The 22,329-nt window shown below is 60.4% G+C and carries 16 protein-coding genes; 10 read left to right on the plus strand and 6 right to left on the minus strand.

Going from position 1 to position 22,329, the window contains the following annotated elements; all coding sequences use genetic code 11:
* Positions 1–112 precede the first annotated feature (112 nt).
* Positions 113–1,342, plus strand: coding sequence for an acyl-CoA dehydrogenase (locus ACVWYU_RS21605; protein ID WP_390956677.1), 1,230 nt, complete (start codon positions 113–115; stop codon positions 1,340–1,342).
* Positions 1,343–1,426: 84 nt separating this feature from the next.
* Here the strand turns inward: ACVWYU_RS21605 and ACVWYU_RS21610 are convergent, their stop codons facing one another.
* From ACVWYU_RS21610 to xthA, 3 genes are all read right to left on the minus strand, one after another.
* Positions 1,427–2,614: a hypothetical protein gene (locus tag ACVWYU_RS21610; protein WP_457373632.1), complete on the minus strand. Its 1,188-nt coding sequence runs from the start codon at positions 2,612–2,614 to the stop codon at positions 1,427–1,429.
* Between the two features lie 173 nt (positions 2,615–2,787).
* Positions 2,788–4,128 (minus strand): substrate-binding domain-containing protein, encoded by a 1,341-nt coding sequence (locus ACVWYU_RS21615; RefSeq protein WP_457373633.1) that lies wholly within the window; start codon positions 4,126–4,128, stop codon positions 2,788–2,790.
* 176 nt (positions 4,129–4,304) lie between these two features.
* Positions 4,305–5,117 (minus strand): exodeoxyribonuclease III, encoded by an 813-nt coding sequence (gene xthA / locus ACVWYU_RS21620; RefSeq protein WP_090323548.1) that lies wholly within the window; start codon positions 5,115–5,117, stop codon positions 4,305–4,307.
* Positions 5,118–5,350: 233 nt separating this feature from the next.
* On the opposite strand from xthA, the gene ACVWYU_RS21625 reads away from it, so the two are divergent.
* From ACVWYU_RS21625 to ACVWYU_RS21655, 7 genes are all read left to right on the plus strand, one after another.
* On the plus strand, positions 5,351–6,001 hold the full coding sequence (locus ACVWYU_RS21625; protein WP_457373634.1) for a GNAT family N-acetyltransferase: 651 nt from the start codon (positions 5,351–5,353) through the stop codon (positions 5,999–6,001).
* A gap of 78 nt (positions 6,002–6,079) precedes the next feature.
* Positions 6,080–7,807: an autotransporter assembly complex protein TamA gene (locus tag ACVWYU_RS21630; RefSeq protein ID WP_457373635.1), complete on the plus strand. Its 1,728-nt coding sequence runs from the start codon at positions 6,080–6,082 to the stop codon at positions 7,805–7,807.
* Positions 7,804–11,472, plus strand: a complete 3,669-nt coding sequence (locus tag ACVWYU_RS21635) for a translocation/assembly module TamB domain-containing protein (RefSeq protein ID WP_457373636.1) — start codon at positions 7,804–7,806, stop codon at positions 11,470–11,472. Before ACVWYU_RS21630 ends, ACVWYU_RS21635 begins: the two co-directional genes overlap by 4 nt.
* Before the next feature lie 234 nt (positions 11,473–11,706).
* Positions 11,707–12,180, plus strand: a complete 474-nt coding sequence (locus ACVWYU_RS21640; protein WP_090323543.1) for a MarR family winged helix-turn-helix transcriptional regulator — start codon at positions 11,707–11,709, stop codon at positions 12,178–12,180.
* The gene (locus ACVWYU_RS21645; protein WP_457373637.1) at positions 12,177–13,646 is read left to right on the plus strand and encodes an efflux transporter outer membrane subunit; all 1,470 of its coding nucleotides are present in this window, start codon (positions 12,177–12,179) and stop codon (positions 13,644–13,646) included. Before ACVWYU_RS21640 ends, ACVWYU_RS21645 begins: the two co-directional genes overlap by 4 nt.
* Before the next feature lie 15 nt (positions 13,647–13,661).
* Entirely contained in the window at positions 13,662–14,864 is a 1,203-nt protein-coding gene (locus ACVWYU_RS21650) for an HlyD family secretion protein (protein WP_090323540.1), read from the plus strand.
* A gap of 174 nt (positions 14,865–15,038) precedes the next feature.
* The gene (locus ACVWYU_RS21655; RefSeq protein ID WP_248915403.1) at positions 15,039–16,571 is read left to right on the plus strand and encodes a DHA2 family efflux MFS transporter permease subunit; all 1,533 of its coding nucleotides are present in this window, start codon (positions 15,039–15,041) and stop codon (positions 16,569–16,571) included.
* Between the two features lie 60 nt (positions 16,572–16,631).
* Here the strand turns inward: ACVWYU_RS21655 and lpxH are convergent, their stop codons facing one another.
* Positions 16,632–17,384 (minus strand): UDP-2,3-diacylglucosamine diphosphatase, encoded by a 753-nt coding sequence (lpxH, locus tag ACVWYU_RS21660; protein ID WP_457373638.1) that lies wholly within the window; start codon positions 17,382–17,384, stop codon positions 16,632–16,634.
* Entirely contained in the window at positions 17,381–17,884 is a 504-nt protein-coding gene (locus tag ACVWYU_RS21665) for a peptidylprolyl isomerase (RefSeq protein ID WP_090323535.1), read from the minus strand. Before ACVWYU_RS21665 ends, lpxH begins: the two co-directional genes overlap by 4 nt.
* Before the next feature lie 252 nt (positions 17,885–18,136).
* Between ACVWYU_RS21665 and ACVWYU_RS21670 the strand changes: the two genes are divergently transcribed.
* Together ACVWYU_RS21670 and cysS are read left to right on the plus strand one after the other, a co-directional pair.
* Entirely contained in the window at positions 18,137–19,834 is a 1,698-nt protein-coding gene (locus tag ACVWYU_RS21670) for a glutamine--tRNA ligase/YqeY domain fusion protein (RefSeq protein WP_090323533.1), read from the plus strand.
* Positions 19,835–19,854: 20 nt separating this feature from the next.
* The gene (gene cysS / locus ACVWYU_RS21675; protein ID WP_247256186.1) at positions 19,855–21,237 is read left to right on the plus strand and encodes a cysteine--tRNA ligase; all 1,383 of its coding nucleotides are present in this window, start codon (positions 19,855–19,857) and stop codon (positions 21,235–21,237) included.
* A gap of 63 nt (positions 21,238–21,300) precedes the next feature.
* On the opposite strand, the gene uppP is transcribed toward cysS, so the two are convergent.
* The gene (gene uppP, locus ACVWYU_RS21680) at positions 21,301–22,173 is read right to left on the minus strand and encodes an undecaprenyl-diphosphatase UppP (RefSeq protein WP_390956668.1); all 873 of its coding nucleotides are present in this window, start codon (positions 22,171–22,173) and stop codon (positions 21,301–21,303) included.
* Between the last annotated feature and the right edge of the window lie 156 nt (positions 22,174–22,329).

Consider the following 22,329-nt stretch of genomic DNA (forward strand, 5'->3'; position numbering starts at 1 on the left):
ATATCGGTGATGAATGTTTATACACGCCGAGAATAGGCTAGGTAAATTTTCGTAGCTGTTCTAGCATCGATTGCATGATCTAAACAACCTCCCCCAAGAAGGTATCTCGCTCATGGATTTCGCTTATTCGCCCAAGGTTCAGGAACTGCGTGAGCGCGTGACAGCGTTCATGGACACCTACGTCTATCCCGCTGAAGCGGTGTTCGAGCGCCAGGTCGCCGAGGGTGACCGCTGGCAGCCGACCGCGATCATGGAAGAACTCAAACTCAAGGCCAAGGCGCAGGGCCTGTGGAATTTGTTTCTGCCTGAGTCAGAGCTCGGCGCCGGCTTGACCAACCTTGAATACGCGCCCCTGGCCGAAATCATGGGGCGTTCGCTGTTGGGTCCTGAGCCGTTCAACTGCTCTGCGCCAGACACCGGCAACATGGAAGTGCTGGTGCGCTATGCCAACGAAGAACAGAAGCAACGCTGGCTCGAGCCGCTGCTGCGTGGCGAAATCCGCTCGGCATTTGCCATGACCGAGCCGGACGTCGCGTCGTCCGACGCCACCAACATGGCCGCCCGTGCCGTGCGCGATGGCGACGAGTGGGTAATCAACGGCAAGAAATGGTGGACCTCCGGGGCCTGCGATCCACGCTGCAAAATCCTGATCTTCATGGGCCTGAGCAACCCTGATGCCCCGCGCCATGCGCAACACTCGATGATTCTGGTTCCGGTGGACACCCCCGGCGTGAAGATCGTGCGTCCGCTGCCGGTGTTCGGTTACGACGATGCGCCCCACGGTCATGCCGAAGTGCTGTTCGAAAACGTGCGCGTGCCGTACGAAAACGTCCTGCTCGGCGAAGGACGCGGCTTCGAAATCGCTCAGGGCCGCCTTGGCCCAGGCCGGATTCACCACTGCATGCGATCGATCGGCATGGCCGAACGTGCCCTTGAATTGATGTGCAAACGCTCGGTGAACCGCACCGCATTCGGTAAGCCCCTGGCGCGGCTGGGTGGCAACATCGACAAGATCGCCGACTCGCGGATGGAAATCGACATGGCCCGCCTGCTGACCTTGAAAGCGGCGTACATGATGGACACCGTCGGCAACAAAGTGGCGAAAAGTGAAATCGCGCAGATCAAGGTGGTGGCGCCGAACGTGGCGTTGCGGGTGATCGACCGGGCGATCCAGATTCATGGCGGGGCAGGGGTCTCCAACGATTTCCCGCTGGCCTACATGTATGCGATGCAGCGCACCCTGCGCCTGGCCGACGGCCCGGACGAAGTGCACCGCGCGGCGATCGGCAAATTCGAGATCGGTAAATACGTGCCCAAGGACATGATGCGTAGCGGACATTGATGCGAAATGGTGCGCCGAACCAGCTGTGGCGCTGGATCGGCGCACCTCCGGTTGTCTGGGCAGCCGGGCGAGAAAGCAGAGCCGTCAGCGCTGGATGCCGTACAGGACTGCTGCATTGGGGGTGCGATAACTTATACCGGCAATAATGAATCGGTCCCCTTGCATCACGATGTCATAGGGAACGCCTCTTAAGGTGTGTCCATAAAAGTTGTTGGCAAAGGTGGGATCCAGCGAACCGTCCTTATTCAAGCGACCCGAGAACATTTGACTGGATGAGCCCGGCATCCAGCCGGCCACCACGATCTTGTCATCCTCGGGTTGTACGCCGACTGCCGTCAAAAGACGTCTATCACGGGTCAACTCAACTTTGACCTCCTTGCCCTGGTTGAACTGATCATCAGGAGTACCGTTTGCGTTGTATCTCATAATGAGTGCAGCTGTACCCTCGGCGTTCCCGACACAAATCAGTTTGCCATCAGGTTGAGCAATCATCTTTTCAAGATGGTATGACTCTACTTCGTGACTCAGGTGGGTATATCCCTCAGTACCAAAACTCGTGTCGAGTTTTCCCCGTGACGTGTAGCGACAAAGGACTATTGCGGAAGCGCTTAACTGCTTCGTTATGTCGTTCATCCCTATGACAATCTTGTCGTCATCCTGTACCGCGACGCTCATCATTCGAATGAACTCGCTACCTAAATCAATCTCGACGTGACCTTGATCTCCAAAGGACTTATCGAGCTCTCCGTTGTTGTTCCAACACGTCAGCAACCCCCCGTCGGCGACTTCTTTTTTAAATCGCTGGCTGAGTATCAAAACTCTTCCGTCCGAGAGTACGCCCCCGTCGCAAGGGGCTGCATTCGAAGAGAAAGCCGGAAGGGGGACAATAACGGGTTGAAAAACCAGGTCAGGGCTACCGTTTTCATTCAGGCGTTTGGCTGCCGGTTTTCCGCCCGCCCCCTCCAGCACATCGCCCACGATCAGTATTTTTTTGTCGTGCGAAACCAGTCGGGTCGGTTTTGAATTGTTACCGGCCTGGAATTGCCCCGTAACGCTGCCATTACTGCCAAACGATGGATCAGGTAGCCCATCGGCGCTTGTGCGGTAAATTTGATATTGATTTGAGCTGTGTATGGCATAAATCAAATTACCGTCGGGTTGCACGACCACCGAGTGAGTCGTTCCGCCTACGGGGCCGTCTACAGCGCCGTTGGTGCCGAACCGGGTGTCCAGATCACCGGGTGCTTTGGGAGATGTTTGTTCAGTGCTCATGAGTATTCCTTGAAAATCGCCTCGATGTACTGACGTCACCTGCATTTGGGCCAAATGTGGAGGTCAGGATTCGTTGCGAGCTTATTTCAGGGGCGTCGAGCAAACACCTGTCAATGTTGACAGTTTCTTAGTTCTTTTTGGTTGGTCTGTTTGTCGTTTTAATGTTGTGAAGCCTAATACACCCAAACCTCAACCCGCCGATTCTTGATCCGCCCCTCATCAGCGCTATTGGTCGCCACCGGCATTTCAGCGCCAAACCCGCGAACTTCGCGCAGCACCACGCCGCTTTTCACCAGTTCGCGCCGCACCGCCATGGCCCGCAGTTTCGACAGCAGGTCAGCGCGCGCCGGGTCGCTCTTGGCATCGCCAAACCCCACCAGTGTTACCTGCCGATCGGTTTTATTGTGTTGCTTTATATAGTCGAGCACCCGTGACAGGTCCTGGCGGGCCTTGTTGTCCAGGCTGGCGCTGCCTTCCTCGAAGCGAAAGTTCACGCTCAGGCGCTGGGCGTGGCGGCTGAGTCCCTGGTATGCCTCGGGCATCATCGCATTGGGTGTGACGCTCATGGCCTGCACGGTCTGGGCGATAAACCCGTTGGCTGCGACAATCGCCTGGCCCTGGCTGCTTTGCGCGAACGTCACCAGCGCTTCGGCCCAGGGATTTTTCCCGTTGGGCGGCAGGTAGAGGAACAAGCGGCGGGACAGGGGATAGTCTTCCGTGGCGATCAGGCTGTTGAGTGGCAGCATGGCCTGGGATTGACCATCGACAATCGCTACGGCTTTGGCCGAACGCACATACGGCAGGCCGATGAAGCCGATACCTTGCGGATCCAGGCTGACCGCGTCGGACAGTTGCTCGCTGGACTCGAAACGTTTCGCTGCACTGCTCAGGGTTTTCCCGCGATGGTTGAGGACAAGTTCCTTGAAGGTGTCGTACGTACCGGACTGATCATCCCGCGCATACAGATGAATGGCCCCACCCTGGCCGCCGAGTTCCTCCCAGGTTTTGACTTCGCCACTGAAGAGGCGCGCCAGTTGCTCGGTGTTGAGTTGGTTCAGCGGGTTTTGCGGGTGAAGGATAATCGCCAGACCGTCGATGGCGATGACCTGCTCGGCCTCGGCGCTTTTCAGATCGCCCAGGACCCGGAGGTCGGCCAGCTCACTGTCCTTGATCGGGCGCGAGGATGCGGCCAGATCGGCGTTGTTGGTCTTCAGCGCGGTGAAACCGGTGCTGGAACCGTGGGCCGCGATCTCGACCTCGACGCGGCGTCCTTGCGGGGTTTCACCGACAACCCGCAGTTCGTTGGACTTGTCCGGCGCTTCGCTGTGCACCTTGAGCAAGCCCTGTTCGCGCAACAGTCCTTCGACCAGCGCCGGACCGAGTGCCGCACCGATGGTGTTGGAGCCCTGGATGCGCAGGACCGGGCCATGGTCGGGCAGCGGCAAACCGCTGGCCGAGGTCATCAACGGCCAGCAGGTGCACAGCATCAACAGGAACAAACCGCGCAGCGTCATGCCGGCACCTTAAATAGCCAAAGGAGGTGCCGGGAGATTAAGTCAGTAAGGTTGCTAAAAGATGACAGTTTTCCGGTGTGGGAGCGAGCGTGCTCACGATGAGGGCCTGGCATTCAATATTCAGTTGGATGACAGTCCGCCATCGCGAGCAGGCTCGCTCCCACAGAAGAGGGGTATCAGCTCAATTCAAGCCAGATCGGCGCATGATCGGAAGGTTTTTCCATACCACGCAGTTCGTAGTCCACGCCGGCATCCTTGACCCGTGGCAACAACCCATGGGACGCCATGATCAGGTCGATGCGCAGTCCACGCTTGGGCTCGTCTTCAAACCCGCGGCTGCGGTAGTCGAACCAGCTGAACATGTCAGTCACCTCCGGGTTCAGGTGACGGAAGCTGTCCACCAGGCCCCAGTTCTTCAGGCGGGCCATCCACTCGCGCTCTTCCGGCAGGAAGCTGCATTTACCGGTTTTCAGCCAACGCTTCATGTTGTCCGGGCCGATCCCGATGTCACAGTCTTCCGGGGAAATGTTCACATCGCCCATGACCACCAACGGCTGATCATTACGGAACTGGCTTTCCAGCAATTGCTGCAGATCGCTGTAGAAGCGTTCCTTGGCCGGGAATTTGGTCGGGTGGTCGCGGCTTTCGCCCTGGGGGAAATAGCCGTTCATGATGGTCACCGGCACGTCATTGGCGTCGGCGAAAGTGCCCCAGATAAAACGCCGCTGGGCATCCTCATCGTCGGTGGCGAAGCCCTTGTGCAGCGCCAGCGGTTCTTTGCGCGACAGCAGGGCGACGCCGTAGTGACCTTTTTGTCCATGGAAATACACGTGGTAGCCCAGGGCTCTGACTTCATCGAGCGGAAACTGGTCGTCATGGACCTTGGTTTCCTGCAGGCCGATCACATCGGGCTGGTGTTTTTCGATCAGCGCCGCCAGCTGATGGGGGCGGGCACGCAGCCCGTTGATGTTGAAGGAGACGATCTTCATGGTCGGCAGTCCTGGCAAAAGGGCGATGCTAGCTGACATGTCGGCATCGGGCCAGTGTCGAGGTGAGTTGAATCGGTGGGTTGCGCCCGCGATGGGTCCGTGCAGCCGTCTTTTATATTGACTGACTGATCTGCGAGTCTGGTCTATACCTGTGGAGGGAACTGTGTTGCCACCCAGGGGCTCGTACCAACAAGAGCACAGCCATCCGAGCTGTGCCGGGGAGAATGACCGCCATGCCCGAAACCTCGACCGCCATCGCCGATATTCACATGCTCGACAGCGGCTATTCCCGCGAAGCACGTTCCCTGTTGTACCAGGCTTACCGGCATGAGCCGACGTTCGGCTACCTGTTCGAAGCGGAGCGTCCCGGCTATGAACAGCGTGTGCGCGCCACGGTGCGTGAGCTGGTCAAGCAGCATTTTCTCCAGGATTTGCCGGCCATCGGCCTGCTGGTCAACGATCGCTTGATCGGCATCGCCCTGATCGCGCCGCCGCAACGGCGCCTGGGCATCACTGAAAGTTGGGCCTGGCGCCTGCGGATGGTGCTGAGCACCGGGTTTCGCTGCACCCGTCGCTACCTCGAGTATCACGATGCGGTGATGGCTTGCGTGCCGTCCGATTCGGTGCACCTGCTGCCATTGCTCGGGATTCATCCGCAATTCCAGGGCAAGCACTTCGGCGAACAACTGCTGCAAGCGGTGCACAACTGGTGCGCGGTGGACGAACACTCTCAGGGCGTGGTGCTCGACACCGGCAATCCGCGCTATCTGGAGTTCTATAAGCGGCAGGGCTATGAGGAAATTGGTGAGGTCGCTGTAGGACCGATCCGCGAGCACGTGTTTTTCCACGCCAATCCTCAAGTCGTGCATACCGCAACGGCGTAACCGTCGAACTTTTGGGGCGCATCAGGCTCTATCACGCTCCCGTGTTCATCAAGCATGCTCGTGATAGCATCCGCGCCTATGAAGTTTCCAGGAAGAATTACCAGTGGCGTGCTGATGCTGATTTCCAGCTGCGCGGCGCTGGCCCAAAGTGAATTGGATGTGCGGATCAAACCGTCCAACGATGAACTGAAAGCCAATATAGAGGGCTATATCGGCAGTCTCGGCGATCGTGACGAAGCAGCCTTGCTGCGCTTCAGCCGGGGCGCCGAGGAGCAGGCGCGCAAAGCCGCCCAGGCCTTGGGTTATTACCAGCCGCACATCGACAGTGACGTGAAGGGCGGCAAGACGCCGCGACTGATACTGACCGTCGACCCCGGCGAGCCGGTGCATCTGCGCAACGTCACCATCCGTATCGACGGCCCGGCCGCCTCGCTCAAATCCTTTCGTGTGCCCAATGACCATGCGCTGACAACCGGCGCGGTGCTCAACCATGGTCGCTATGAAGATGCCAAGCGGCTCATCCAGAACCAGGCCTCGCGCTATGGCTTTTTCAACGGGCGTTTTACCCGTTCGACACTGTCGGTGGACCCGCGGGCCGGCGTGGCTGATATCGAGCTGATTTATGACAGCGGGCCGCGTTATGCCCTGGGCAAGGTCAGCTTCGAGGGCGACACTCCGTTCGATGAAGACCTGTTGCAACGCATGGTGCCGTTCAAGGCGGGTGCGCCCTATGACTCCGAGCTGATTGCCGAACTCAACCAGGCCCTGCAATCGAGTGGCTATTTCGAGGGCGTGCGGGTGGACGCGGCGCCGACCGCCTCCAGGGACAACGTGATCCCGGTGGACGTCAAGCTGTACACCCGCAAGCCGCGGACCATGGGCGTTGGCCTGGGTTATTCCACGGACGTCGGCCCGCGGATCAAAGCTAACTGGACGCGCCACTGGGTCAACCCGCAGGGGCACAGCTACGGCTGGGAGACCGAAGTCTCGGCACCACGGCAAAACGTCGGGGTGTTCTACGACATTCCTCTGGACCCGCCGCTGACGGACAAACTGCGTTTCGCCGGTGGCTATCAGAATGAAGAAATCGCGGACAAGGACAGCCTCAGCAAACTCCTGACCATCGGTCCCGAATGGCACAGCAAGTTGCCCAGCGGATGGCAGCGGGTGGTATCACTCAAGTGGCAGCGTGAGGAGTACCGGCTCGGCGACGATTCGGGGCTCAGCAACCTGCTGATGCCCGGCGTCAGCTATTCGTACCTCAAAAGCGATAACCGCATCGACCCGCACAATGGCTATCGCCTGCAATTCGAAAGCAAGGTGGCCAAGGAAGGTCTGGGTTCGGATAACAACCTGGTGTATGGCACGGCGCTGGTGAAGGGCTTGACCACAGTGTTCGACAACCACCGTTTCCTTGGTCGGGTGCAGGTCGGCGGCAGTGCCACCAACGGCTATAAGTCGGTACCGCCGTCGCTGCGCTTCTTCGCCGGTGGCGATCAGAGCGTGCGCGGCTACGACTATCAGAGCCTGTCCCCGGAAAACAATAAGGGCGACCGCATCGGTGGCCGCTACATGGTCGCAGCCAGTGCGGAGTATCAATATTCCATCGCCGAAAAATGGCGTGTCGCCACGTTCATCGACCAGGGCAATTCCTTCAATACACTTGAACTGCCGAACCTGAAGACCGGCGTCGGTATCGGCGTGCGCTGGGTTTCGCCAGTGGGGCCGATCCGCCTCGACCTGGCCCACGCGCTGGATGACGATGGCGGCATTCGACTGCACTTTTCCATGGGGCCCGAGTTGTGAAGCGTGGTTTGAACATATCGCTGCTGGCGATCCTGACGCTGCTGATGCTGGTCGCCCTGACCCTGGCCACGGTACTGGGCACGGCCGCAGGCAGTCGATGGGTGCTTGGCTTTGTGCCGGGTTTGACCCTCGACAACTTCCAGGGGCGCCTGGGCGGGCAATGGAGCGCCGATCGCGTTGTGTGGCAACAAGACGCCAGCCAGGTCGAACTGAACAAGGTGATTTTTGCCTGGTCGCCGCTGTGCCTGACGCGCATGACCTTGTGTATCGAACAATTGCAGGCTGATCAGGTCAATCTGCAATTCCCGCCGGGCGGTGAAGAACAAAGCAGCGGGCCGATCAGCCTGCCGGATTTGAAATTGCCCGTGGCGCTGGAGTTGGGTGACGTACAGGTCGGCGTCTTGCGGTTCAACGGCAGCGAGCAGCTCAAGGGCCTGCAACTGACGGCGCACTGGACCGAAAAGGGGATGCAGATCGACTCGGTGAAACTGCAGCGGGACGATCTGAACCTGAATTTGACCGGGCAGTTGCAGCCCGGCGGCAATTGGCCGCTCACCGCTGAGGGGCAATTGACCCTGTCGACCCCCGCGCCCTGGGTGCTGGCCCTGAAAATCGATGGCGATTTGCTCAAAACCCTCAATCTGAAAGCCGACAGCAGCGGGTACCTCAACGGCCAACTGACCGGCCAACTGCAACCGCTGGTGGAGAACCTGCCGGCCAAGGTGCGCATCACCGCTGATGGTTTCAAGCCCGGCGCCGACCTGCCGGACACCCTGCAACTCAATCAACTTGAACTCACGGGCGACGGCGACCTGAAAAACGGCTACTCGCTGCTCGGCAAGGCCACGTTACCGGCCGAACAAGGACCTGTTGCACTGATGCTGCAAGGCAAGGTCGACGCCAATGGCGCGCAGATCGCCGCGCTGGATCTGACCGCCAGCGACAAGCAAAACCTCAAGCTTTCCGGGCAAGTCGATTGGAGCAAGGGCCTGAGTGCCGAAGCGAAAATCGATTGGCTGGACTTCCCGTGGCATCGCCTCTATCCGCTGATTGATGAGCCGCAAGTGGCGTTGCGCAGCTTCAATGGCGAAGTCTCCTACACGGACGGTCAGTACCTCGGCCATTTCAACGCCGCCCTGGACGGCCCGGCCGGGGCGTTCAGCCTGACCAGTCCGTTCGCGGGTGACCTGACAAAAATCTACCTGCAACAAATTCAACTTACGGCCGGCCAGGGCAAGGCTGAAGGGCATCTGAACCTGCAGTTCGCCAATGGTATTGCCTGGGATACCGCGCTGGATTTGTCGGCGATCAACCCGGCGTACTGGGTGGGGGAATTGCCGGGCACCCTGGCCGGGCCGTTGCGCAGCCAAGGGGAGGTGAAGGATGAGAAACTCAGCCTGAGCGCCGACCTTGATTTGAAAGGCAAACTGCGTGGTCAGCCTGCGGTGATCCAGGCCAAGGCCAATGGTGGCGGCGAGCAGTGGAACCTCGATGCACTGCAGATTCGCCTGGGCGACAACAGCATCAGCGGCAAGGGCAGCCTGCAACAGAAGGTCGCCGGACAGATCGATATCAAGCTGCCGCGTCTGGCCCAGCTCTGGCCTCAATTGCGCGGCCAGCTCAATGGCCGGATCGATGTCGCCGGCACGCTCAAGGCGCCGCAAGGCAAGTTGGGTCTGCAAGGCACTCAGCTGGCGTTCGCCGACAATCGGCTGCAAAGCCTGAACCTGGACGCCACCCTCGACAGCGCGCAACGGGCGAACATCGACCTCAAGGGCAGCGGGATCCAGGCCGGCGACACCTCCCTCGGCACCCTGACCGCCAGTGGGCAGGGCGATATCAAAAACCAGAAACTCACCCTCGATCTGCAAGGGCCGAAGCTGAAGCTGGCCCTCGGTGTCGACGGCATCCTGGACAAAGGCAACTGGCGCGGACGCCTGGCCAGCGGCGATATCCAGGCCGGCGGCCAGGACTGGAAGCTGCAAGGCCCGGCAAAACTGGAGCGGCTGGCGGACGGCAAGATCAACTTCGGTGCCCATTGCTGGCAGTCCGGCCCGGCCAGTCTGTGCGGCGAAGACCAGCGCCTGATGCCTGATCCGAAACTGCGCTATCACCTCAAGCAGTTCCCCATCGAAAGCCTCGCGCAATGGTTGCCCAAAGACTTCGCCTGGCAGGGTCGACTCAACGCCGACGTGCAGCTGGATCTTCCAGCCAGCGGCCCGAACGGCCAGGTCAGCCTCGACGCCAGCGGTGGCGTCTTGCGCATGCGCGAGAAGGATCAGTGGCTGGACTTCCCGTACCAGACCCTGAAACTCACCAGCAAACTCACGCCCAAGCGCATCGACACCGACCTCAACTTCGTCGGCGGCAAGCTCGGCGAACTGATGGTTCAGGCGCAGATCAACCCGTTGCCCAAGAACAAGCCGCTGAGTGGTTCGTTCCGCTTGAGTGGCCTGGACCTGTCGGTGGCGCGGCCATTTGTGCCCATGGTGGAAAAACTGAGTGGCCGTTTGAACGGTAGCGGCACGATTTCCGGGGGCCTGCTGGCACCGCAGGTCAATGGCAACCTGCTGCTCAGCGATGGCGGGGTCTTCGGGCCTGAGTTACCGATGGAACTTCAGGATTTGCAAATGCAGGCGGTCATCGTCGGCGAAACCGTGCAGTTGAACGGTGGCTGGAAGAGCGGCAAGAGCGGGCAGGGCAGTTTGAGCGGCAACGTCGCCTGGGGCCAGGCCCTGGTGGTGGACCTGGCGCTCAAGGGCTCGCAGTTGCCGGTCACCGTCGAGCCTTACGCGAAGCTGGAAGTGGCGCCGGACCTGAAGATTTCGATCAAGGACAACAAACTGGCGGTCGCCGGGAAAGTCCAGGTGCCCAAGGGCGAAATCATCATTCGCGAGTTGCCGCCCTCAACGGTCAAGGTCTCCGATGACACGGTGATCGTCGGCCAGCAGACCGAAGAGGGCAAGCCGCCGATGGCCACGCTGATGGACATCGATGTGGTGGTGGGCGAGGACAAACTGAGCTTCGCCGGGTTTGGTCTCACGGCCAACCTGCAAGGCCATGTGCACATCGGCGACAACATGGACACCCGGGGAGAACTCTGGCTCAACGACGGTCGCTATCGTGCCTACGGTCAGCGGTTGACCGTGCGCCGGGCGCGCTTGCTGTTTGCCGGCCCGATCGATCAGCCGTATCTCGACATCGAAGCCATTCGCAAGACTGACGACGTGATCGCCGGCATCCGCTTGAGCGGCAGCGCCGAGCAGCCGACCACGCAGATTTTCTCCGAACCGGCCATGAGCCAGGAGCAGGCGCTGTCTTATCTGGTGTTGGGCCGTCCGCTGAGCAGCAATGGCGAGGACAACAACATGCTTGCCCAGGCGGCCCTCGGGTTGGGATTGATGGGCAGTTCCGGGGTCACCAGCGGGCTGGCCAAGAACCTGGGGATTCAGGACTTCCAGCTCGATACCCAGGGCAGCGGCAACACCACCAGCGTGGTGGCGAGCGGCAACCTCTCCGAGAAGCTCAGCCTGCGCTATGGCGTGGGTGTATTCGAACCGGCGAACACCATTGCCTTACGTTACAAGCTGAGCAAAAAGGTCTACCTCGAAGCCGCTGGCGGCGTGGCCAGTTCGCTGGACATCTTCTACAAGCGGGATTTCTAGGTCCCGCGCTCTCCAAAACCTGCTCTCAACCCTGGCTGGCAAGCCTGCTCCTAACGGAATCCATGGACCTGTAGGAGCAGGTTTGCCAGCAAAGGCATCACTGCGTTCGCCGTTAATATCCGACGCCGTTAGTCAACTAATTACAAAGCAGGCTAACTATTGCGTTGACATTCGCTGCCTAAGCAGTAATATCTCGACATACATTCACTGCCTAGGCAGCTAATTGGTGTCCAGATGAAACATTTCTCGCCAGACGATTTCCAAAATTGCCACCTTGGCCTGCTGCTCGGACGCGCCGCGCTGCTCAAGGACCGCATCATCGACACGCACATGGAGCCCCATGGCATCACCGCCGCGCAGTTCAAGGTGCTGATCATCGTGGCCCAGTTCGGCGTCGATACCCCGGCCGAGCTGTGCCGGCACCTGTCTTTGGACAGCGGTTCGATGACCCGGATGCTCGATCGTCTGGAACAGAAAGGTTTACTTGCCCGCCAACGCTCCGAAGCCGATCGCCGGCAGGTCCAGCTGGTGCTGACCGAAGAGGGCCAGAAACTGGCCGCCCTGTTGCCGCACATCGGTGCCGATGCCATGAACGAACTGGCCGGCGGCATCACCCCTGAAGAGTTGAAGACCCTGGAACAGATCCTGAAGAAAATATTGGTGGCAGCCGGTGACGCGATCACTCTGCTGCGGGTAGGTGACAAATGAGCAGCAAAACCCTGCGTACCGGTTTCAGCCTCGTGCTGTTGGCCATGACGCTAGCCGGTTGTGCCAATTACAGCGGCCTGAATACCGAAGGTGTCAGCCTCGAGGCGAAAAACCTCAAGGCCGGGCAATCCCTTAGTGGTGTGACTCTGTCGCCGGCGGCCTGGCCGAAAAGCGACTGGTGGAAAAGCCTCGGCGACCCTCAGCTCGACGGCCTGATTCGCGAAGCCCTGCACGACAGTCCCGACATGCAGATCGCCGACGCCCGTGCCCATCAGGCCAGCGCTGCCGCGTACGCCGCCGATGCCGCGCGGATGCCGACCGTCGATGCCAGTGCCGGCGTGACCCGTTCGCGTCTGGCCCGCGATCAAGACCCGACCGGCCAGGGCGACACGTACTCCACCCTGCGTAACATCGGCGCCAGTTTCAATTACAACTTCGACCTCTGGGGTGGCCAGCGTGACGCCTGGGAAGCCGCCTTGGGCCAGGCCCGTGCCGCTGAAATCGATCAGCAGGCCGCGCAGTTGACCTTGTCTGCCGACGTGGCCCGCGCCTACAGCGATCTGGGGCAGGCGCACATCGTCTATGACCTGTCCGCCGAAGACCTCAAACGCACCCGGCAGATGCTTGATTTGAGCCAGCGTCGACTGAGCGCCGGGATCGACAGTCAGTACCAGTTCCAGCAGACCGAAAGCCTGGAAGCCACCTCTGAAGCGAACCTGATCGACGCCGAAAAACGCCTGCAAAGCGCCAAAATCGCCCTGGCCGTGCTGCTGGGCAAGGGCCCGGATCGCGGTAACGAGATTGCCCGGCCGAAAGTCCTTCAAGCCAGCGCTGTGGCGTTGCCGTCGGTGCTGCCGGCCGAGTTGCTCGGTCGTCGTCCGGACCTGGTGGCCGCGCGCTGGCGAGTCGAGGCAGCCAGCAAGAACATCGACGCCGGCAAAACCCGGTTTTATCCCAACTTGAACCTGAGCGCGGCAGCCGGTGCCCAATCGTTGTTGGGCGATGCGATGTTCGGTTCGGCCAGTCGTTTCTTCAATGTCGGGCCGACGATTTCACTGCCGATTTTCGATGGCGGCCGCCTGCGCGCCGATCTCGATTCCCGCGACGCCGATTACGACCTCGCGGTGGCGCAGTACAACAAAAGCCTGGTGAAGGCGTTGGGAGATGTCAGTGACAGCATCAACCAGTTGCGTGACATCGGCCGGCAAATCGCCGCCCAGCAACACGCCACCGACATCGCCCAGGATTCTTACAACACCGTGGTCCAGCGGTACGGTTCCGGCATCGGCAACTACCTGGACGTGCTCAGCATCGAACAGCAATTGCTCCAGGCCCAGCGGCAGCTGGCCAACCTGAATGCCGAGCAGATCGACTTGTCGATCCAACTGATGCAGGCGCTGGGCGGCGGGTTCACGCCCGACACCCTCGCTTCAGCCAACACATCGCCAGCCACGCTGAGCCACTAATTCAAGGTATTTGTCATGGCCACTGCCGATACAACTCAAACTGCTGAAAACACTCCCGGCAATCCCAACTCGGGCAAGCGCAAGTTCATGCTGCTGATCCTCGCGGCGGCGGTGGCGCTGAGCGGCGCGGGCGTCTGGGCCTACCACGAGTTTTACGGTCGCTGGAGCGAAAGCACCGACGACGCTTATGTCAATGGCAACGTGGTGGAAATCACGCCGTTGGTGACCGGCACCGTGGTCAGCATCGGTGCCGATGATGGCGATCTGGTCCATGAAGGCCAGGTATTGGTCAACTTTGACCCGAACGATGCGGAAATCGGTCTGCAAAGTGCCCAGGCCAATCTGGCCCGCACCGTGCGTCAGGTGCGCGGCCTGTACAGCAACGTCGATGGCCAGAAAGCCCAGGTCAATGCCCAGCAGGCAGAAGTGCAGAAAGCCCAGGACAACTTCAATCGCCGCAAAAACCTCGCGGCGGGCGGGGCGATTTCCCAGGAAGAACTGTCCCACGCCCGTGATGACCTGACCTCGGCGCAAAACGCCCTGGCCGACGCCAAGCAGCGACTGAAAACCACCGCCGCCCTGGTGGATGACACCGTGGTGTCGTCGCATCCGGACGTGATGGCCGCTGCCGCGCAATTGCGCCAGGCGTACCTGAACAACTCGCGCAGCACCTTGATTGCGCCGGTCACCGGTTATGTGGCCAAGCGCACCGTGCAGCTCGGGCAGCGTGTGCAGCCGGGCACGGCGCTGATGGCGGTGATCCCGCTGGATCAGTTGTGGATCGACGCCAACTTCAAGGAAACCCAGTTGCGTGACATGCGCATCGGCCAGCCCGTGGAAATCGAAGCCGACCTTTACGGCAGTGCCGTGAAATACAGCGGCACCATCGACAGCCTTGGTGCCGGTACCGGCAGCGCGTTCGCCCTACTGCCCGCGCAGAACGCCACCGGTAACTGGATCAAGATCGTGCAGCGCGTGCCGGTGCGGATTCACGTCAACGCCGATGAGCTGGCCAAGCACCCCCTGCGGGTCGGCTTGTCGACCGTGGTGGATGTGAACCTGCATGACCAGAGTGGCCCGGTACTGGCGCAACAGCCGCCGCAAAAGGCGTCGTTCAGCACCAACATCTATGACCGTCAGTTGGCCGAGGCTGACCAAATGATCGCTCAACTGATCCACGACAACAGCGCCGCGGTCAGCAAGACCGCGCAGCGCTGATTCGCCTATGTGCAGCAAGCTGCCCCCTCAGTGGGAGCGGGCTTGCTCGCGATAGCGGTTTGCCAGTCAATGAATGTGTTGAATGTTCATTCGCCATCGCGAGCAAGCTCGCTCCCACAGGGTCCCCTGTGTCTCTAACAGACGCAGCGCCAACAAGGTTTCAAAGGATTCGCGATGAGCAATAACGCCTCTTTTTCGCCGCCCAGCCTGCTGCTGAGCACCATCGGCCTGTCGCTGGCGACCTTCATGCAAGTGCTCGACACCACCATCGCCAACGTGGCGCTGCCGACGATTTCCGGCAACCTCGGGGTGAGCTCGGAGCAGGGCACCTGGGTGATCACTTCGTTTGCCGTCAGCAACGCCATTGCCTTGCCGCTGACCGGTTGGCTCAGCCGGCGGTTTGGCGAGGTGAAGCTGTTTGTCTGGGCGACGCTGCTGTTCGTACTCGCCTCGTTCCTGTGCGGTATTTCCACCTCCATGCCGGAACTGGTGGGTTTTCGCGTGCTGCAAGGGGTGGTGGCGGGGCCGTTGTATCCGATGACCCAAACGCTGCTGATTGCGGTCTACCCCCCGGCGAAACGGGGGATGGCACTGGCGCTGTTGGCGATGGTCACGGTGGTGGCGCCGATTGCCGGGCCGATCCTCGGCGGCTGGATCACCGACAGTTACAGCTGGCCATGGATCTTCTTCATTAACGTGCCGATCGGTTTGTTCGCCGCCTGGGTGGTCACCCAGCAGATGAAGAAACGTCCGGTGGTCACCAGCCGCCAGCCCATGGATTACGTGGGCCTGATCGCGCTGATCATCGGCGTCGGCGCGTTGCAGATCGTCCTCGACAAAGGCAACGATGCCGACTGGTTCGAATCCGGTTTCATCATTATCGGTTCGGTGATTTCCGTGGTCGCCCTGGCGTTTTTCGTGATCTGGGAAATGACCGATGAACACCCGGTGGTGAACTTGCGGCTGTTCGCCTACCGCAACTTCCGCTTTGGCACCCTCGTGTTGGTGCTGGGCTATGCCGGATTCTTCGGGATCAACCTGATCCTGCCGCAATGGTTGCAGACCCGATTGGGCTACACCGCGACCTGGGCCGGCCTTGCTGTCGCGCCATTGGGCATCCTGCCGGTGCTCATGTCCCCTTTCGTCGGCAAATACGCCCCGCGATTCGACATGCGGGTGCTGGCGGGCGGGGCGTTCCTGGCGATCGGCCTGAGTTGCTTCATGCGTGCCGGCTTCACCAATGAAGTGGATATCCAGCACATCGCCCTGGTGCAGTTGTTCATGGGCATCGGCGTGGCGTTGTTCTTCATGCCGACCCTGACGATCCTGCTGTCGGACCTGCCGCCCAGCCAGATTGCCGACGGTTCCGGCCTGGCGACGTTTCTGCGGACACTGGGCGGTAGCTTTGCCGCCTCGCTGACGACCTGGATCTGGATTCGCCGGGCTGACCAGCACCATGCCTACCTGACCGAAAGCATCACCCCGTTCGACCCGGCCACCCGGGAGGCGTTACATCAATTGGGCGGGGCAGGGGCCAAGGCTTATACGCAGCTGGATCAGATGGTGATCAGCCAGGCGTACATCATGTCCACGGTGGACTACTTCACGCTGCTGGGCTGGATGTTCATGGGCCTGATCGTGATCGTCTGGCTGGCCAAGCCACCCTTTACCGCCAAGGCCGGGCCGGCGGCCTCTGCCGGGCATTGATACAAACGCAATCCCTGTAGGGGCTAGCAAGCTCGCTCCTACAGTTTTTTGTTGTGCAACTCAGTTGGCGGGGGCAGCCAATTGCGGCGGCGGTGCGAAGTCAAACGGCGCCAATGCAAACCCCTGTTCATCGACCTGCAATGCCCACCCTTGGCGATCCCAATCCCCCAGCACAATGCGCCGGGCGGCTTGATCGCCCAGTTGCAGCTTGTGCACGGCGGGGCGATGGGTGTGGCCGTGAATCAGGGTTTTCACCCCGTATTTCTGCATGATCCGCGGAATTTCTTCGGGTGTGACATCAACGATGTCATTGGCCTTCATCCGCGTTTGCGCACGGCTTTCACTGCGCAGCTTGCGTGCCAGCTTGTGCCGCGTACGCAGCGGCAGATGCCGCAGGATGAACAGGGTGATCGGGTTGCGCAGGTAGCGACGCAGCTTCATATAGGCTTCGTCGCGGGTGCAGAGGCTGTCGCCGTGCATCAATAGCACTGGCTCGCCTGCCAGTTGCACGACACTCGGATCCTTCAGCAAGGTGCAGCCGGCCTGTTTGCAAAAGGCCTGGCCGAGCATGAAGTCGCGATTGCCGTGCATCAGAAAGATGGCCGTGCCGCTGTCGCTGAGGTCGCGCAGGGCCTGGCAGATGGAACGCTGGAACGGCGTCATGGCATCGTCGCCAATCCACGCCTCGAAAAAGTCGCCCAGAATGTACAACGCACTCGCCGAGCGGGCGCGTCCGGCGAGCAAATCCAGAAACGCCCGGGTAATGTCCGGGCGCTCCTCTTCCAGATGCAAATCTGAAATCAGCAATATCACTCAATGATCTCGGCTTTCTCGATGATCACGTCGTCTGCGGGTACGTCCTGGTGGCCGGCCTTCATGGTGGTGGAAACACCTTTGATCTTGTCGACAACGTCGGTGCCTGCAACGACTTTGCCGAATACGGCGTAGCCCCAGCCCTGAGTGGTCTTGGCGCTGTGGTTCAGGAAGCTGTTGTCAGCCACGTTGATGAAGAACTGGGCGGAAGCCGAATGCGGCTCCATGGTGCGCGCCATGGCCACGCTGTACTTCTCGTTCGGCAGGCCGTTGTCGGCTTCGTTCTGGATGCTTGGGCGCTTGTCTTTCTTTTCTTTCATGCCAGGCTCGAAACCGCCGCCCTGGATCATGAAGTTACCGATGACGCGGTGGAAAACAGTGTTTTCGTAGTGACCGGCTTTGACGTATTCGACGAAGTTGGCCACGGTGATCGGGGCTTTCTCGGCGTTCAGTTCCAGGACGATGTCGCCATGGTTGGTGGTCAGTTTGACTTGGGTCATGATTACTACTCTTTTCAGGGAATTCGTGGGTGTTGGGACATTGCGGTCCCTTCACCGGTTCAGCCTTTTTCGGCCAAGGTGCGCAGTTTAGCGTGCCAGACGCGAATTTCGAGGCTGTTTTTCATTTGCGCCCCATTAAATGCGACCGTTTGCAGGCCTGCTCTGTCAGCTGCTTGACGGCATCGGCTATGATAGCGGCTTTGTTTTGTCCGGCCTTTATTACGGCCACGCACTTGTACGTTCAAGGATCCTATGAGCAAGCCCACTGTCGACCCTACCTCGAATGCCAAGACCGGCCCTGCTGTGCCGGTCAATTTCCTGCGGCCGATCATCCAGGCAGACCTGGACTCGGGCAAGCACACGCAGATCGTCACGCGTTTCCCGCCTGAGCCCAATGGCTACCTGCACATCGGCCACGCCAAGTCGATCTGCGTGAACTTCGGCCTGGCCCAGGAGTTCGGCGGCGTCACGCACCTGCGTTTCGACGACACCAACCCGGCCAAGGAAGACCAGGAATACATCGACGCAATCGAAAGCGACGTCAAATGGCTGGGTTTCGAATGGTCCGGTGAAGTGCGCTATGCCTCGCAGTATTTCGACCAGTTGCACGACTGGGCCGTCGAGCTGATCAAGGCCGGCAAGGCCTATGTCGACGACCTGACCCCGGAACAAGCCAAGGAATACCGTGGCAGCCTGACCGAGCCAGGCCGCAACAGCCCGTTCCGCGACCGCAGCGTCGAAGAGAACCTGGACTGGTTCGCCCGCATGCGCGCCGGCGAATTCCCGGATGGTGCACGTGTGCTGCGAGCCAAGATCGACATGGCCTCGCCGAACATGAACCTGCGCGACCCGATCATGTACCGCATCCGCCACGCCCACCACCACCAGACCGGTGACAAGTGGTGCATCTACCCGAACTACGATTTCACCCACGGTCAGTCGGACGCCATCGAAGGCATCACCCACTCGATCTGCACCCTGGAGTTCGAAAGCCACCGTCCGCTGTACGAGTGGTTCCTCGAGAACCTGCCCGTGCCGGCCAACCCGCGCCAGTACGAGTTCAGCCGCCTGAACCTGAACTACACCATCACCAGCAAGCGCAAGCTCAAGCAGCTCGTGGACGAAGGTCATGTCAATGGCTGGGACGACCCGCGCATGTCCACGCTGTCGGGCTTCCGCCGCCGTGGCTACACGCCGAAATCGATCCGCAACTTCTGCGAAATGATCGGCACCAACCGTTCCGACGGCGTGGTGGATTTCGGCATGCTCGAATTCAGCATCCGTGACGATCTCGACCACAGCGCCCCGCGCGCCATGTGCGTGCTGCGTCCGCTGAAAGTCGTGATCACCAACTACCCGGAAGGCCAGGTCGAGAACCTCGAACTGCCATGCCACCCGAAAGAAGACATGGGCGTGCGCGTTCTGCCGTTTGCCCGTGAGATCTACATCGACCGTGAAGACTTCATGGAAGAGCCGCCAAAAGGCTACAAGCGCCTGGAACCGGCCGGCGAAGTGCGTCTGCGCGGCAGCTACGTGATCCGTGCCGACGAAGCGATCAAGGACGCCGACGGCAACATCGTCGAGCTGCGTTGCTCCTACGATCCGGACACCCTGGGCAAGAACCCCGAAGGCCGCAAGGTCAAGGGCGTGATCCACTGGGTGCCGGCCGCTGCCAGCATCGAGTGCGAAGTACGCCTGTACGATCGTCTGTTCCGCTCTCCGAACCCGGAGAAGGCCGAAGACAGCGCCAGTTTCCTGGACAACATCAACCCTGATTCGCTGCAGGTACTCACCGGTTGTCGTGCTGAACCCTCGCTGGGCCATGCACAGCCGGAAGACCGTTTCCAGTTCGAGCGCGAAGGCTACTTCGTCGCCGATATCAAGGATTCGAAACCAGGTCAGCCGGTATTCAACCGTACCGTGACCCTGCGTGATTCGTGGGGCCAGTGATTTAGCGTCAAGGAATTAACGTGCTTACGATCTACAACACGCTCACCAAGAGCAAAGAAGTCTTCAAGCCGCTGGATGGCAACAAGGTGCGCATGTACGTGTGCGGCATGACCGTGTACGACTACTGCCACCTCGGCCATGGCCGCAGCATGGTCGCGTTCGACCTGATCACCCGCTGGTTGCGCTTCAGCGGCTATGATCTGACCTACGTGCGCAACATCACCGACATCGACGACAAGATCATCAATCGGGCCAACGAGAACGGCGAGTCGTTCGAAGCCTTGACCGAGCGCATGATCGCGGCAATGCACGAAGATGAAGCGCGCCTGAACATCAAGAAGCCGGACATGGAGCCGCGCGCCACGGATCACATCCCTGGCATGCACGCCATGATCCAGACCCTGATCGACAAGGGTTACGCCTATGCCCCGGGCAATGGCGACGTGTATTACCGCGTCGGCAAGTTCATGGGCTACGGCAAGCTGTCGCGCAAGAAAATCGAAGACCTGCGCATCGGTGCGCGGATCGAAGTCGGCGAGTCCAAGCAGGACCCGCTGGACTTCGTGCTGTGGAAAGCCGCCAAGCCGGGCGAGCCAAGCTGGGAGTCGCCATGGGGCGCCGGGCGTCCGGGCTGGCACATCGAGTGCTCGGTGATGTCCACGTGCTGCCTCGGCGAAACCTTCGACATTCATGGCGGTGGCAGCGACCTGGAGTTCCCGCACCACGAAAACGAAATCGCCCAGAGCGAAGCGGCCACCGGCAAGACCTACGCCAACGCGTGGATGCATTGCGGCATGATCCGTATCAATGGCGAGAAGATGTCCAAGTCCTTGAACAACTTCTTCACCATCCGCGACGTGCTCGACAAGTACCACCCGGAAGTCGTGCGTTACCTGCTGGTGTCCAGCCACTACCGCAGCGCGATCAACTATTCGGAAGATAACCTCAAGGACGCCAAGGGCGCTCTGGAGCGTTTCTACCATGCGTTGAAAGGCCTGCCGAGCGTGGCTCCGGCTGGCGGCGAAGCGTTCGTCGAGCGCTTCACCACGGTGATGAACGACGACTTCGGCACGCCTGAAGCCTGCGCCGTATTGTTCGAGATGGTGCGTGAGATCAACCGCCTGCGCGAGAGCGATCTCGATGCGGCGGCCGGTCTGGCGGCGCGTCTGAAAGAGCTGGCCAGTGTGTTGGGTGTGTTGCAGCTTGAAGCCGATGATTTCCTGCAGGCCGGCGCCGAAGGGCGGGTGGACGCCGCTGAAGTCGAGGCGCTGATTGCTGCGCGTCTGGCGGCACGTGCCGGCAAAGACTGGGCCGAATCCGACCGCATCCGCGACCAGCTCACGGCCATGGGCGTGGTGCTGGAAGACGGCAAGGGCGGGACGACCTGGCGCCTGGCTGACTGATTGCTTGATCGGTAAAAAAACAAAACCCGCCTTGTGCGGGTTTTGTTTTTTTGTGGCGGGGCGTTAGCTCAGGAGCCCGGTGCTGACCGCAACAATCAGGAAGATCCCGAGCACCGCTCGGTAGATGACAAACGGCCAGGTGGAGAACTTTTCCAGAAAGCGCATCAGGCCCCAGATGGCGAAAAACGCCGAGATGCTGGCGATCACCAGGCCGAAAACCAGGTGCGCCCAGGCTTGCGCGGGAAGATCAGCATGGAACAACACCCACAGCTCCTTCAAACCGGCCAGGGCGATTGCGGGCAGCCCCAGCAGGAAGGAAAACCGCGCTGCCTCTTCACGTTTGAAATTGAGGAACAGCGCCGCGGTCAGCGTTGACCCCGAACGCGACACCCCGGGGATCAGTGCGCCGATCTGGGCAATGCCAACGATCAGCGCATCACGCAGGCGCATTTCGCCAACGGTGCGGCGATGCCGACAACTGAGTTCGGCGGCCGCCAGCAAAACCGCCATGACCACGCAGGAAATCCCGATCACCATCAGCCCCCGCAACGGCGAGTTGCAGGCATTGAGGGTCGAGGACAGCGCGATGCCGGCAATACCGATGGGAATGGTCGCCAACACGATAGCCACCGCGAGGATGAACCACTGGTTGCTGTAATCGCGTTGGCGTATCGCGCCGACACTGCCGCTGACAACTTGTTGAACGTCACGCCAGAAATAACTGACCACCGCCGCCAACGCGGCCAACTGCATGGCCGCCGAAAACGCCGAACCGGGATCAGGCCAGCCGAGCAGGGCGGGCACGATGCGCATATGCGCGGTGGAGGACACGGGCAACAACTCGGTGATGCCCTGAATGATGCCCAGGAAGCCGATTTGCAGGTAATCCAGCGAGGCAAAGCCTATATCAAGGCCGGTAGAACAGATGTTGGTCAAAGCACTTATCCTGTGAGGATCAGGAGGAGGAAGGGTCTGGATCAAATGGAGTGAGGCGAAAAGCCGAAACATTTCGTCACAGTCTAGTCGCTGCGGTCAATAGGGGGAGTGAGTGGTTTTTGCGGTGGGTGGGCGCCTTCGCGAACAGGCCCGCTC

Source organism: Pseudomonas sp. TE12234 (assembly GCF_054061835.1).